10 protein-coding genes and 1 tRNA gene are annotated in these 14,939 nt (G+C 58.6%); 5 read left to right on the forward strand and 6 right to left on the reverse strand.

Translation table 11 applies throughout. From position 1 onward, the window contains the following. Positions 1–102: 102 nt before the first annotated feature. On the forward strand, positions 103–432 hold the full coding sequence (locus A5700_RS25195; RefSeq protein ID WP_068072211.1) for an AlpA family transcriptional regulator: 330 nt from the start codon (positions 103–105) through the stop codon (positions 430–432). A gap of 296 nt (positions 433–728) precedes the next feature. On the opposite strand, the gene A5700_RS07560 is transcribed toward A5700_RS25195, so the two are convergent. Next, entirely contained in the window at positions 729–2,570 is a 1,842-nt protein-coding gene (locus A5700_RS07560; protein ID WP_082960585.1) for an ATP-binding protein, read from the reverse strand. Positions 2,571–2,588: 18 nt separating this feature from the next. Next, positions 2,589–3,638, reverse strand: coding sequence for a DNA cytosine methyltransferase (locus tag A5700_RS25200; protein WP_082960586.1), 1,050 nt, complete (start codon positions 3,636–3,638; stop codon positions 2,589–2,591). Between the two features lie 122 nt (positions 3,639–3,760). Here A5700_RS25200 and A5700_RS25205 point away from each other — a divergent pair, with 122 nt between their 5' ends. The 4 genes from A5700_RS25205 (at position 3,761) to A5700_RS07570 (ending at position 9,822) form a co-directional block, all read left to right on the forward strand. Beyond that, positions 3,761–4,207, forward strand: coding sequence for a very short patch repair endonuclease (locus A5700_RS25205; RefSeq protein ID WP_255377899.1), 447 nt, complete (start codon positions 3,761–3,763; stop codon positions 4,205–4,207). A 158-nt stretch (positions 4,208–4,365) separates the two neighbouring features. After that, entirely contained in the window at positions 4,366–5,880 is a 1,515-nt protein-coding gene (locus tag A5700_RS07565) for an ATP-binding protein (RefSeq protein WP_068072216.1), read from the forward strand. A 5-nt stretch (positions 5,881–5,885) separates the two neighbouring features. Next, complete coding sequence (locus tag A5700_RS25210; RefSeq protein ID WP_082960588.1) at positions 5,886–6,872, forward strand: PD-(D/E)XK motif protein; 987 nt, start codon at positions 5,886–5,888, stop codon at positions 6,870–6,872. Further along, positions 6,802–9,822 carry a Z1 domain-containing protein gene (locus A5700_RS07570; RefSeq protein ID WP_231973863.1) on the forward strand — a complete coding sequence of 1,007 codons (3,021 nt, stop codon included), beginning with the start codon at positions 6,802–6,804 and terminating at the stop codon, positions 9,820–9,822. The genes A5700_RS25210 and A5700_RS07570 overlap by 71 nt, the downstream gene beginning before the upstream one ends. Before the next feature lie 365 nt (positions 9,823–10,187). On the opposite strand, the gene A5700_RS07575 is transcribed toward A5700_RS07570, so the two are convergent. From A5700_RS07575 to A5700_RS07585, 4 genes are all read right to left on the reverse strand, one after another. Further along, positions 10,188–11,311, reverse strand: a protein-coding gene (locus A5700_RS07575) for an IS3 family transposase (protein WP_156671123.1) whose coding sequence is annotated in 2 segments (ribosomal slippage) — positions 10,188–11,024 and positions 11,027–11,311 — 1,122 coding nt in all. Because the reading frame shifts where the segments join, the coding sequence is not laid out codon by codon here. A 214-nt stretch (positions 11,312–11,525) separates the two neighbouring features. Then, on the reverse strand, positions 11,526–12,578 hold the full coding sequence (locus A5700_RS25995) for a hypothetical protein (protein ID WP_156671124.1): 1,053 nt from the start codon (positions 12,576–12,578) through the stop codon (positions 11,526–11,528). A gap of 246 nt (positions 12,579–12,824) precedes the next feature. Beyond that, on the reverse strand, positions 12,825–14,615 hold the full coding sequence (locus A5700_RS26000) for a hypothetical protein (protein ID WP_156671125.1): 1,791 nt from the start codon (positions 14,613–14,615) through the stop codon (positions 12,825–12,827). Between the two features lie 230 nt (positions 14,616–14,845). Next, positions 14,846–14,919: transfer RNA gene (locus A5700_RS07585), tRNA-Gly, on the reverse strand. Between the last annotated feature and the right edge of the window lie 20 nt (positions 14,920–14,939).

Here is a 14,939-nt window from a genome sequence, read left to right on the forward strand (position 1 = left end):
ACGGTCAAACCGCGGTCACTCGCAGCAAACCTACGCGGATATCGTCGCCCTGGCAGCATTTACGAGAAATCGAGGTAGGCGGGAGAAACCGGCGGTGCACGGATGAATTGGTACGAAAAAGCTTTACAGGCCGCCGATCGGATCGACTCCGGCCACACGTCGCCGTGGAAGCTCGCAAGCACCTACGCGCTGCTCTCTATCGCACAGAGCCTGGCGTCGCAGCCAGGGACACCGGCCTCCGCCGCGGCCGAGCAGTCAGGCAGCGAGCTTCTGACGGTGAACGAGGTTGCTGAGATGACGCGCCTAACGCCAGCCACGCTGCGGTGGTGGCGGTCTGTTGGCCATGGTGGGCCGAAGTCAATCAAGCTTGGTCGCCGTGTGCTGTACCGCCGCACCGACGTCGAGAAATGGATGCAAGACGCCAGCGAGTAGTCCGCCTCTTCTACCGGAGCTTGGGTCGCCCGCCGACGTCGCCAAGTACTGCATACGACTGTTGATTCGCTGGCGCAGAAGCGCTATCTCGGCACAGGAACGAAGTTCATCAAGTCGGAAACAAGGTGCTTTACCGCTGGTCCGACGCGTTGAAGTGATGGAGTAGAACACTCCACAGCGCACCGACGATCCGCATTGAAATTGGTGCGCGCCGTGCGGTCGGTGCTCGAAGCACCAAGGCGGAGTATGTCCTGCACTCCTACGGTGGGCTTGACGTAGGGGTTAGCAGCGCGCCGCTACCAGTCGAGGATGCGGACGATTTCGTCATACACAGCTTGTAAGAGCGGAGAACTGGATGGCAAGCGCCCAAGTTCGATCCTCTGAAGGTCAAGGATGAGATCCGATGTGACGATCTCCTCGTCTGTCATGTGCAATTCTGAGCGCACCCTGTTGACCCAATACTCTTTCCAAGTCGTATCGGTCTTGCTCGGGTCCTCATCGCCCAGAGCGGTCGCTAACGCCTGCTCTGGAGAGGAGCCAGGCAGGTACGCAAGGTGACTCGCAGCCCAAGTAAGGCACGCGATGAGATTGGGTATGTCGCGACTGTGGTCTGAATCGGAGTGGAGATTCGGTTCGGCCGCGTGGAACTGAAGTCGCCAGAGGGTGTTCAATTCGTCGAGGTCTTCGCCTCGCGCCGCAATGGCGTCCATTGCATCCAAGGATGTGTTGCGCGTCGCAGGCGATTGATCTCCGTCCAGAAGAATCGCTGCTTTCTCGAACCCGCCGATTGCAAGCGAGGGGAGGACGTTCTTGATTACGCCCCCCGCGCCTCCCGGGAACGGCACAACGTCCAGCGTGTCCAATTTCTTGGGCCCGTGGCGGCGGAGTGCAGCTCGTGCGATTTCCGCGGCGAGTTCGTCCTCAACGATAAGTCTCGGGCGAGAGCCGATGATCGTGTGTCCGAGATGGGCAAACGCCTCCGTCGGTGAGCATGAATCGGCAATGAGGAGGACACGGTGCCGCGTCGCGTCATAACCGAACACTTTGATCGCCTCGGGGGGAAGACCTGAAGCTAGCGCCGGCGAGTGGGTCGAGATAATCACCTGATGGCAATGGTGGAGGGTCTCCGCTTCGATAAAGTCCATAAGCTTCCTCTGAGCGCCAGGATGGAGGGATACCTCCGGCTCGTCTAAGAGGATTAGGGATCGCTCGGGGGCGCTCCTTATCGCGTCGACGAGCCGGATCACGGCATACTCGCCGCTACCTGCGTGTGCCTCTGAGTAGGCAGCCCCGTCACCTTCGAGATGCAGGCGCACAGTGTAGCCGTCCGGCCCGAAAAATTTGTGCTCGATGATGTCGATTTTGACCAGCGGCCTGCCGAGGATGGTGGCGATTGCGTTGACGCTGGTCGCATCTAGTTCGCGGACCGGCTGGATCAATCGTCCGCGTTCTTGTTTGGGAAGGCTTCCGCCGCTTAAGGCGCGGGCGATCCACTTAGACCTCAGGACGACTCTGTACCGCTTCTGCGTCGCGTCGGGCGTCCAGTGGCTGAAGGACTGATGGTGAATGTACTTGTCGAATGCGCTGAGTTCCGATCGGAAATCCAGGTAGACGACGTGCTTCTTCACCTGATTCCAACGGTCGCGATTCTTTGAGAGCCAAGCATCGAATCCTGTCGCCGGGATCGACGACATTCCATCTCCCTTAACCCGCTTCGTTGGTTCCCAGTAATCCGGATCTCGTTTTCCTCGCAGCTGTCTGGGGACTTCCGCAGAGCGGTACATCTTCGAACCGCGGTACTTGCGACACTCCGCGCTGACACCCGATTGGTCGAACCTGTATTTGTAGATGAACCGGTGGGTTGCATTGCCGCGGGGGCCACGATCAATGTCGTCGACCTCGGTCGAGAACCAGAACTGCGCGAGGCTCCTACCCTCAGGCGCTGCAGAGATCGCCTGGAGGACGGACGATTTGTTTGCCCCGTTTGGGCCTATGAGCGCAGTGATGGGCCAACTGAGCGTCAGTCGTAGTCCATCTTCAAGGGATTTGTACATAGGAAAGCGAATTTCCTCGATATAAGGCAAAAAATCTGAGGTGTTGGTGAGCCTCGCCGCGATCTTTTTCTGGGTTTCGTTCATGGACGACAGGAAGTGAGGCTAGAGGCTCTCGAGGAGCTGGCGCGCGATGGCCGTCCCGAGCGGAATCGGTACTGCATTGCCGATCTGGCGGGCAATGGAAATCTTTGAACCAACCCACCTGTAGTTGTCGCGAAATCCCTGGATACGTGCCGCTTCGTGGTGTGTCAATGCACGGTGCTCGGTCGGGTGAAGATAGCGACCCTTCTCTGGCTTGAAGAACTCGGTTCTAATCGTGACCGATGGCTCGTCCCAGCGAAGCCGTCCCATGACGTCGCCCGAACCTGTTCGGTGCTTCTTCCAACACGGCGGCAGTAAGTGGTTCGGGATGTCGAAACGGTTCCCGCCTGGGGGGATCTGGGCGAAGCGTTCCAGCGAACGAATTTCGTACTGACGTGTGACGTGGAGATCAGTCGTCGTGAAGGTCCCGGGAAACTCCCTGTCCCAATACTCTGTCGAGCGGCTGGGCAAATTTTTATTCGTGACCGATTCGGCGAGGCCGCCAAACACATCTTTTACGTTGAGCCGCATGTCGGATGGGTGGGTCGGCGCGGGAAATCCCGGGAACGGCAAATCGCGGTGATTGCCTATCAGAATCACACGCTTACGTAGTTGCGCAGCTCCGAAGTCGGCGGCGTTCAGGACAGCGGCCTGGAAAGTGTAGTTGCCCAACCGACCGCTGGGATGACATTGGCGTTTGAAGCGCTTGAATTGATCCGACTTGAGGAAAGCAGGAACATTCTCCAGCAGAAAGTATTTTGGTTCCGCTCTGCGAATCGTATCTGCGTAACGGAGCCAAAGTTGGTTACGTTTGTCTAGGACGTCCTGCTTGCCAAGCGCGGAAAAGCCCTGGCACGGCGGACCACCGATTACTACGTCGGCGGGAGGGACGTCCTCGGTTTTGAGCCAGTGTTCTATTCTCCCGGCGAACACGACGTCATCGCCGTGGTTCTCGGCATATGAAGCGGCGGCCGCTAGGTCACTCTCTACCGCACGGACGGTTTCGAAGCGGTCGGATGCTTGCGCAAACCCCTCACTAAGACCGCCTGCACCACTGAAGAGGTCGAGCACGCGGATCTTGGCACACGAAGACGGCTGAGAGCTCGAACCCACGCGATGAACATAGCCGGCTCCACCGACGAGTTCACAGGATGTGTCAGGATCGAGACGAGGTCGAAAGCTAGTCTCGATGTGTGCTCAATGTAGGCGCACCGACAGACGCAACAACTTCCGCGCGCATGTCGCGGCAGCGAATACGGGATACGGACGCAGAGATCTCCCTGCGCAGGCTTCTACACGCTCGGGGCTTCCGGTACCGCGTAAATCAGCCGCTTCCCGGGCTTCCGCGTAGGCGCGCTGATCTGACGTTCCCAACTCGACGAGTTGTCGTGTTTGTTGACGGTTGTTTCTGGCACTGTTGTCCGGAACATGGAACTCAGCCGAAGCGAAACGGCCGCTGGTGGGCAGCCAAGTTGATCCGGAATGTCGAGCGTGATCGGGAAACCGACGAGCACATGGCGGCGCTTGGCTGGCAGGTCATCAGAATCTGGGAACACGAACTCCCGGAGGCTGCCGCCGACAAGATCGAACGGGTACTTCGAAACAGTACTTTGGCGGTTTCGGACGGTCCCAAGGTGTAGCCGCCGACCGTGCGGTATCAGAGGTTGAGTGCCTGGATAGGCCACTGGGGGAGAATTGAAGAACGAGGATCTGTCGGTAGCGAGCGCTGCTCGGATGGCTTGCGGCTACCGAAGGCAACTTCGAAAAGTTGAGGCCCCGAGGAGGGGACGGAGTCGGCGTGACGACTGACAACGATGTCATTGATCGAATCAAGCTGGCTCCTGACGCGGGGTTGGTGAAGAGTCTTGGCGCCAATCACACGCTCGAATCGGCGATCGCTGACATCGTCGACAACAGCGTGGACGCGGCGGCATCGAAGGTGTCGATCCGGTTGCTCACGAACTCGGAACGCCTCGTCCAAGTTGAGGTCCTTGATAACGGTCATGGAATGGACGACAGGGCGATTACGAGGGCGATGACCATCGGTCATCAACGTGAGTACGTCGAGACCGACCTCGGGCACTTTGAGATGGGGCTGAAGGCTGCATCGTTCGGCCACAGCGATGTGCTCACCGTCTGGTCGACCGCCGCGGGAAGTGCTCATGCCGGCCGCCGGATCCGCCGCGCCGACTTCTCAAAGGATTTCTCGTGCGAAGTTTTGACATCCGACGCAGGTGCGGCGGCGGCCTCGCACCGAGCAGAGACCTTCGGAACCGACGTTGGTACATCCGTCATATGGACCCAGATCCGCAGCATCTACCGCGGACGGAATGAAGCCGAAGCGCGTTTGTGGCTCGCCAATGCAGAGCAGGCGCTCCGATCTCATCTTGGACTTGTGTTTCATCGATTAATTGAGAACGGCCGGTTGCAGATAGAGGTGCTCGCCGACGAGCGGGACCAAATCGGGTTAGGGATCGGCGTGCCGATCACACCTATCGATCCTTTCGGATACGCAACATCAGGTCACCCGGGTTACCCCAAGCAGTTGGTGGCGACAGCAGGTGGAGCAAAGGTACGAATGCAGTGCCACATCTGGCCCGCGAAGTCCGATATAACCGGCTTCCGTATTGCTGGTAAGCAAGGTGGAAGTTTCCAAGGGTTCTACATATATCGAAATGACCGCCTGCTTCAGGCTGGTGGATGGTCCGACACCGCGATTCCCGGCCCCGCCCGTCAATTGGCTCGGGTTGAGCTCGACGACGCGTCGGCTATCGGGTCATTCGTGACGATGAACCCGGAGAAACACGGTCTTAAGTTTGAACCGATTTTTCACGATGCAGTCAGTCATGCGGTGGCCTCAGACGGCACCACGTTTGACCGATTCTTAAGCGATGCCGAGTCCATTTATGTCGAATCGACTCGGAGACGTCGAGTACGCAAGCCTGCCATTACCCCGGATAAGGGGTTTGCGCCCAAGCTCCGGAAGATCATATGTAAAGAGTTGCCAATGATTGAAGGCGACGCCCTAGGCCTGCAGTGGCGCCGCATGCCGGAAGGAGAGTTCCTCGACGTCGACCTGCCGAACAAAACACTTTGGTTGAACAGCCGATATCGCTCGCTTTTTGCGCCGGAGGGCGGCAGCCTCAACGATGCTCCGGTCATGAAGGCGCTGCTCTATCTCCTAACACACCATGTGTTCGAGGGTCAGTACTTGGGCGCGACGGATCGTGACCAAATCGCGCTGTGGAAAAGTGTTCTCGGGGCTGCGGCAGTGGCCGAACAGCAAATGCGTGACAGGCGTCAGGAAGGATGACTGCGATGGGCGACGAGCTCGACGACGCCCGTCATCTCACCTACTCCAACCTCGACACATTATGGAATGCTGGCGCACCACTCGTCTTGCCTGTGCAAGGAAGCCCAGCATGTGAGTTACGAATCGATCCCGTCTCTCGTTGTATCACTCTGAGCACCGGGTACCAAACTCCGGAGCCCGATCTCACAATGTTGAAGAACATCAGCTTCGAAGCTGTCACTGCCGGTGACGAAGACTTGGCGGAAATCACCGTTCGTGTCGCGGGAAACGTTCACGGAGCGTATGGACTCCTTGCAACGATTGCCGACGGTCTGCAAATCGCGAAAGCGCCACTCGCAGTGGCGGTCTCGGCGAGTGTTTCTCGGTATAAGGACGTCCTCGCCGCGCGTACGGGCCTCACTGCTCACGAGCAGGTTGGACTTTTTGGCGAACTCCTATTCCTTGAGTTCCTCATCTGCGGCAGTGGCGGCGCGGGTCCGGCAGTATCAGCCTGGCAAGGGCCGCTTTCGGAGGAGCACGACTTCGTCTTCGACGAAGTAAATGTGGAGGTCAAGACCACGGTTTCTGAGCGGCGCCGCCATATAATTGCCGGCTTGTCGCAGCTCGTTCCCGTCCGGGGAACACCGCTCAGATTGATCTCAATTCAGATCACCCGAGCAGCTGGCGAGGCTGCTCGGACGCTTCCGTCGCTCGTTGCGCATGTACGCAATATGGCGGGTGGGCACGTCGTGCCACTTGATCACCGGTTGGAGGCTCTCGGCTGGAGGGCTGAAGATGCCGACCTTTACCCCACCCACTGGGCTCTACGGACTCGGCCTCGTGCCTACAGCATCGACGGTGACTTTCCCGCTATGACGCCCGAACGCATCGCGCCTGCCATCCCAAACTTCGCGCTTGTGTCGGACGTTACCTACACAGTTGATGTCACTGATCTGGATTACGACTCCGTTCCCGGTGCCCTCAGCGGGTTTGTTGAAGATAAGGAAACCTGACGACGTGGTTTACCAACGCCCCGAGTGGGCCGACTCCTTGAAGAATTTGCTTTCTGGGATGGCCGGTGGTCGGCCGAAGCCTCTGCTCCAAGGCCTTGGTTACTTCGCCGGGGCGGTTGTCACATCCTCCGAGCTAGCGGACTATCTACTCAACGTCGATGAGAACGACACGGCCCTCATACAACTGCGACTCGCCCTGGCGGGATGGGACGCCGACAAGGACGCCCACTTCTTGGACGCCGACGGGTTGCTGACGCCACCTCATTCGGAGGCTCGCAGGCACGCTATATATGCCGCACTTGATTTGGACGACGCCATTACCGGCGCTGTTGCGAAACGTGCCCCGGTCTACGAGAAGCCTGTTATCGAAATCTCGAAGAAATTCGAGCCGTGGTATGCCGAGGCCCGTAAGCTCCGGACGAGCGTCTATTGGGACGACTACGAGACTTACCTCCGCGACACCAAGCACTGGTCTGCCGAGGCCATCGCCTCACTCGACGAGACGACCACCGACGTGGTTGAGCGCCTCAGCGACCCGACACGGACCACCATCAAGCAGACCAAAGGCCTCGTGGTGGGCTATGTCCAAAGCGGAAAGACAGCCAACTTCACGGGCGTGGTGGCCAAGGCCATCGACGCTGGCTATCGGCTCATAATCGTTCTCACGGGAACCATTGAAATACTGCGCGCCCAGACCCAACGACGCATGGACATGGAGTTGATGGGCGTCGAAAACATACTGAAGGGCCAGGATCCGAAAGACCCACAGGTTGTCAAGGAGCTCGATTACCAGCAAGACACCGACTGGATCGACGGACATTTCCTTCAGCACGGACCAGCGCTGGACCAGGACAATGTCGTTCATATCGATCGCGTCACGACACACCGCAGTGACTACAAAAGGCTGCCGCAAGGATTAACGAAGCTCAAGTTCCATAAGTACGAGAAGGCTAAGCCGCTTAACGACCCAGTGAACCTATTCCGTTCGGACGCCTACGTTGCAGTCATCAAAAAGAACCCCGCTCCAATGAGAAAGTTGACCGCCGATCTAAAGCCAATCCAGGGCGATCTTGCGCAGCTTCCGGTGCTCGTCATTGACGACGAGTCTGACCAGGCTTCGGTTGATACTACAAATCCGGCCAAGTGGAACAAGCAGAGCGCAGCTGATCGCCACCGAACGACGATCAACAAGCTGATCACCGACCTACTCCAGCTTTGTCCTCGGGCGCAGTATGTCGGCTACACGGCCACACCGTTCGCCAACGTGTTCGTCGATCCTGATGACGAGCGTGACCTCTTCCCCTCCGATTTCGTCCTGTCACTACACCGTCCGCCCGGCTACATGGGGGTGCAGGAATTCCACGACGTTGGTAAGCGATGGGATGACGAACAGAAAACTATTGCGAACTGCAATGAGTTGGCCTACATACGTCCACTATCGGGTGACGCCGAAAACAACCCGGTTAGGCGCAACGCAGAACTACAGGAAGCTCTTGACGCCTGGGTACTGAGCGGCGCGATCAAGAAGTTCCGGGAGAGCGTGTCCTCCGTACCGTTCCGTCATCACACCATGCTGGTACACGAGTCTGTAAGGCGCGCAGAGCATTTGGCGACGGCAGACGACATCCGAACACTCTGGAAGGCATCGAAATTCACATCGGCGGAGGGGCTCAAGAGACTTCTCCATCTGTACCAGAGTGACTATCTTCCCGTCATGCACGCCCGCGCCAATGGCCTGCCAACGCCCGACTCGTTCGAGGAACTCAAGCCGCATATCGCATCCGCCATCTCTGAGATGACTAAGGACAATGACCCGATCCTAATTGTCAACTCCGACAGGGCGATTCAAGAGCAGCAGAAGAAGCTCGACTTCGAAGCCGAGAAGGTCTGGAGAATCCTCGTCGGGGGAGCGCAACTTAGTCGTGGCTTCACGGTCCAGGGACTCACAGTGTCTTATTTCCGTCGAAAGGCGGGGCAAGCCGATACACTCATGCAGGCTGGTCGATGGTTCGGTTTCCGGCTCGGCTACCAGGATCTGGTCCGCCTCTACATCCGACGTGACGAGCAGGTAGATCTCTATGATGCATTCGAAGCGTTATTGATGGACGAGGAAGCCTTCCGAGATGAGCTCCGCCAGTATGAAGGCCTCGACGACGACGGCATGCCGCTAGTCGAGCCGCGGCAGATCCCGCCCCTGGTCAGTCAACATCTCCCATGGCTCAAGCCCACAGCAAGGAACAAGATGTGGAATGCCATCATCGATTCCAAGGCGACCGCCGGCGGATTCCAGGACCGTTACGGCCTCCCTCCGCGTGGGGCGGTTGACAACGAGGAGAATCTTCTTCGAGTGGGTGTCCCTTTTCTTAAGGCAGCGGTGAACCGCGTCAACCTTGACTACACGCTGGCAAACGGCGAAACGGGCGTGGTACCAGTCAAGTTGGGCACAATCGACGCCACGCGGTTCCTAGATTTGTTCAAAGAACTTTCGTGGCACGAACAGTACAAACAAGTTATCGCACCATTCTCGAAGTTCCTTGAAAACGCGACAACAGACGGGCGAATCAAAGAGTGGGCCATCGTCTGGCCGCAACCTGCAAAGACCGTCGGACAGATAGATCTTGATGGTCTGGACGACGCCCCTGTGATCAAGCGAAACCGGCGCCAAGAGCGAATCGACTTCGTTGGCTCCGACCGTAAGCACAGCGACGCGGCTTTGCCTATAGCGAAAGGGGTTTCGGTCGCAGGACTGCCAGGGGCTGAAGGACGTGGTGTCGTTCTGATCTACTTGGCCGACGACCGGGGCGACGGCTCGGATGCGTTGTCGACGAAGAACGTCGTGCCGCTACTGTCGCTTGCCGCTCCGAAGTCAGCTACACCGCACAAGCGTGACCTCATCCAGTGGACCGTCCGGGTGCAGTCGAAGAAGGATGACGCGGCCGTGGAGATTTAATTCTGACCAGTCGCTGCCGATAGCCCTGAGGCGAGACCGCTCGGGCCTCTGATCGGAGCCAGCCGTGCACCCATAATCGAGTCATGCGAATAGGTGACGTTCTTCGTTATGGACTCCCCGAGGACCCTGTGCCTCAGACCGTCGACGGCATGCCGAACTTCTGGCATATCACCTGCACCGCGGGCGCAACCCGTGCACAACTTGAGCGGGGTATCAACACCATCCAAGAAGTAGCGTCGGACGATGGTGGGAGAATTCCTGCGATCCAGCTCGGTAGCAGCCCCCATAAGGCGGGGGGTCTGCTGCACGAGTAGGTGACAGTTTCTTCACGCGGCCTGGCTGGCCGGTGTGGTCATGATTGCTTCTTATTCGATCGGGGTCAACCGTCCGAGAGCGATTTGGCGGCGGCGTCGATGGTAGGTGCGTTCGATCCAGGAGACGATCGCGATGCGGAGTTGCTCGCGGGTGTCCCATCGTCGGCGATTGAGGACATTCTTTTGCAGCAGACTGAAGAAGCTCTCCATAGCGGCGTTGTCGCCGGCCGCTCCGACGCGGCCCATCGATCCGACCATGTCGCAGCGGCTCAGTGCGTGGACGAATCGTCGACTTCGAAATTGACTGCCCCTATCGGTGTGAAGGATGCAGCCGGCGACCTCACCGCGGCGTGCCACCGCACTGTTTAGGGCCTGAGTGGCCAGTCGTGACTTCATCCGAGAGTCGATCGAGTAGCCCACGATCCGGTTGGAGAACACGTCTTTGATCGCACAGAGGTAGAGTTTGCCTTCGCCGGTGCGATGCTCGGTAATATCGCTGAGCCACAACTGGTTTGGAGCATCGGCAGTGAAGACGCGGCCTGCCAGATCGTCGTGAACGGGCGGGCCGGGCCGGCCGTTCTTGCCGCGCTTCTTTCCAAACGCACTCCACCAGCCGTTGTCGGCGCACATCCGCCAGGCGGTGCGTTCAGCCATCGGGTGGCCGGCGTCGCGGGCCTCTTCGACAAGGAACCGGTAGCCAAACTCCGGGTCGTCGCGGTGGGCGTCGAACAACGCGTTGGCACGTTGCGCGGCAACGTATTCGGCGTCGGTTACCGGATCGGCCAACCAGCGGTAGTAGGGCTGGCGGGCGAGCTTGAGGACCCGGCACGTCACCGCGACGGGAATCCCCTTGGCGGCGAGCTCTTTCACGAGCGGGTAAATCCTTTTCCCGGCAGATTGGACTGCGACAAATACGCCGCCGCGCGGCGCAGCACCTCGTTCTCCTGCTCGAGCAGCTTGATCCGTCGACGGGCCTCCCGCAACTCCGTCGACTCATTCGTCGTCGTGCCCGGCTTAGCGCCGTCATCGACATCGGCCTGGCGCATCCATTTCGACAGCGTGATCGGATGCACCCCGAAATCGGCGGCGATCTGCTCGAGAGTCACCCCGGCATCGCGGCTGCGGGCGACCCGGACAACGTCGTCGCGGAACTCCTGGGGATAGGGCCGTGCCATGTTGACATCCTCTCAGCCCACCCAGTCCGGGCAAGCGAGCTCGGTGTCACCTATTCGTGCAGCAGACCCAAATAAGAGCATGAGTGGGTGTCGTTTTGTAGAAGGACACTGATCGATAGGGAACGCAGCCTCGCCTCTCGAAAATTTGAGGGATGACAAGGGATCCGGGAAGCGTGTAGACGCATCCGCCGCTCGGTCGAACGAAGTACGGGCCTCAGTCGCTTCGGCTAGCTGCTTCCGGCAATTCCGAGCGGACCCTATAACTCGAATCATCCCGCAAGGTCTGGACTACGTCGCTTAGTTCCTCGCGGTCCTGAGATGACAAGTCGCTGCGGTTCATTAGCTTCCTAAGCGCGATCGCCAAATCCGTCCGAACGTTTGTGACGGAATCGGACGCCAGACTGCCGATCGCATCAAAATCAAGAGACGGCAAGAAAGGCAGTAAGGCGGCAGCAAGTTGTCGCATTTCGACATCGGCGCTGTAGACCATAGATTGCCATGGCAAGTTTGGCGCGAAGCCAGCCTTACTCAGACGGAAGGCGGTGTCAGCGGCAGCCACAGAGTCACTTCGACGTCCTGAAACGATGAGCCTCTGCGCCGCCCGCCAAACCTGGTGTTGGCGTTGGGCATCGGTAGCCAGCACGGCGAGAGCCTTCAGCGTCGACCGTCGGAGTCTGTCGGTGGGCCCAGTGACCCTGAACCATGAGCGCGGGTTTCGAAACCTCGCCTCCATGATGTCGAACGCGTTCGTCGCGGCCATTGGCCCTTGCGCCAGAGGCAGTAGCCCATCGAATACTCGGTTGCATACGTTTTGTGAAAGGTCCGGCGCGAGGTGAACGAACGCGACGGCATAGCTCGCCCTGTTAGCTTCTATGTCCTGCTCATCGAGGGCGCGATGTAGATAGTGCATCGCGAGTTCTTCGCGGCGTTGCGGCGGTAGACACTTCGAAATGATCGCAGGTTCCTCGACCCATGCGAGTCTCCCGACCGAATTGCGGGTATATGCCACCGGACTACGTAATTCACGTTCGACAATCGCGTCGGCCGATGCAAGAAGCGAAGGTGACCGGTTGCCTATCGCAACCAGTGCCATCGTCGCATTCATCCTTCGGATACGGTTCTTAGGGATGTCCTCGGTTGCCTCAAGAAGTGCCACCAAGCGTGCTTCAATCACCTGGAGGGCTGTCGATAGAGAATTGGCGTAGTCGACGATTATGCTCGCTACGTCATCGACCTTCTCGAACGCAACGGCGATCCGCTCTGCCACCTGTGGGACATACTCTCGATTTGACGCCCCGAGCTCGACCAGGATGCGAGCAACTTGGTCGTCGACTGGTCTGCCGGTGTGCTCGGGACGGGGGAGAATCTGGTCAATCTCTTCTAGCAGTTCGTTAACGAGCGCGGTCGGAAATCTTGGTGCCAGCTCTTGCAACAGCTTGTAAGAGTTGACGTATGTGTCAGGGCCAAGAAGGGTAAATTCGCCCTTCTTGGCCTCGGTTAGGGCCCTCTGACTTCAGTCGGAAACCTCGTCATCAGGAATCAGATCCGCTTCTTCGGCGACGACGCGTAGGGCAACTGCCCGCTGTCGATTCGGCTGTTGTTCGCTTACGTCTTCGCGGCAGTCGTGAAACCTCGTGAGTTTCTCCGCAACTTCAGCGGCCCGCTTTAGATCGCCGCCCCTGATGAAGTGGCCTATCGCCATCTCGGGCTGATCGAGTTGTGCGTGTAACCGCCCAGTCAAGACGTGCGACTCGAGCTCTTTGCGTACTGCTCCTAGCACGATGCTCCGTCGTCGAAACCGTCCTAGGGCACTCCATGCACGCCGTATCGAGCCGCCTCCGCCCTCCGCTTCCACAAGGCTGGTCAGAGCAGTTAACTGCAGGTTCTCCGCCTGAATTAGTAAGCTCCGCCCATCGGCTGCCCGAAAAGCTTTCTCCTGCTGTTGAAGAGCCGCGAGTTCGTTCAAAAGTACCGAGTCGCGCAGCTGCATGACGTGCGCAGCAGACTCCGCCCAGTCTGCCGCATCCTCCCAAATCTGCGCGTCGGTGCCGCGGTCGATGGCTAGCCGAAACTCGGCTAGCGCCAGACCAAGCTGATTGGTCCAGTACAATTGTCGGGCGTGCCGTGCGTGAATCAACGCCGATAAGTCAGCCGCATACCGGACGCCAGCAGGCTCTGCTTCGGCGAGCATCTGTCGCCAGAGGGCCTCATCTTGAGTTGCGTCCGCAACAGCCAACAAAAGTCGTGTGCTCAACCCGATGTCATGAGATGTGTTGGCATATTGCAATAGCTGGTCCCGTGCAGCTGCGATCGTCGTTTCACGACCGTCGGCTAAACACGACTCCGCTGCATACACAGCCCATACTGTCCCACTGGGGTCGCCTGCTTCGGATGCGGCGATTGCTAGTCCAAGCAGCTTTTGGGCGTCCACATCGCCGTACTGCCAACGCTCTAATGCCTGTACGACATCGATTCGTGCAGCAAGCCACGCCGGTGCGTTGTCGTTCCTAGCAATGCTGTTCCATGCCTGAACTGGTTCGTGTAAGCCTATCCCTCGCCCAGCGGATAAATAATCTGTGACTAGCGGCATCCAGGCATCGGCCGCGCTCACATCACCAGCACGCGTCAGCAGTTCCGCACGCTGCTTCATGAATGGCAATAATTCCTCTGTGTAGCCATTCGTTCCTATTCGCGAAATGAGAATTGAGAGCCTTGCAGCCGCCTCTGCAGGGGCGCTCACCTCCAACGATTGAATGGCGGCGTACTCTTCCTCAAGTCCTAACGCCTTCAATGGACCGGCGATCAACACGACTGGGTCCACCTGGATCGTGCTCACGCGGCTCTCAAGAAACTGCCGTAGATCGCTTAGGCTTTCGCTGACCTCGCGTACGTCTTCGCCAACGCCCCGCAGGTCGTTACCAACGTCGCCGACTGCTTCGCTAATCGCGCGAAGTCTGTAGGCCAAGAGGCCGGTTTTTTGGTCGGTGGGCAAGCAGTTCGGTATCTCGGCTATGAGTATCTGCGCCAGCACTCGGGATCTCACCGACTCTTCTTCTTTGAAGACGTCGCGGGCGATCTCAAACGACAACGATGCTGCGCCAACATCGTCTTGCTCAAACATTGCGGCGACGGCGCGATCGGTCCTAATTAGCTGCCTGAGACGACGCCGATGGCGCATGTTCAAGGGAGGGCAGTCTGGGTTTTCCCGAGCCCGGCGGACGACAAGCTCTTGTGTGGCTGGCTCGCTCATCTTTTTGATAAGCACCAGGACGCCCGGGAGCGCCAGACCTTCAACGATGCTCATCAATCCTCCATCGGCGCTCGTCGCTCACGCTGACGAAGCGGAAGTGGGTCTACGTAGCGGACCGCCGCCCCAATTCAGAAATTTCTGTACGTCAAGGCTACGGACCCGGGCTGACCGGCTAGCAAACGATTTCAGCAATGGGCATCGCTGGGCCACGGTCAAACAACGGTCAAGAACGGCCATCACGGGTAGCCAGACTGGGCATTTTATGACGTTGAACTGCGCTTATGTGGAGCCGATGACGGGAATCGAACCCGCGTATTCAGCTTGGGAAGCTGATGTTCTGCCATTGAACTACATCGGCGCTGTTGCTCAGGAAGGCTA

This window comes from Mycobacterium sp. E1214 (assembly GCF_001666755.1).
Taxonomy (GTDB): Bacteria; Actinomycetota; Actinomycetes; order Mycobacteriales; family Mycobacteriaceae; genus Mycobacterium.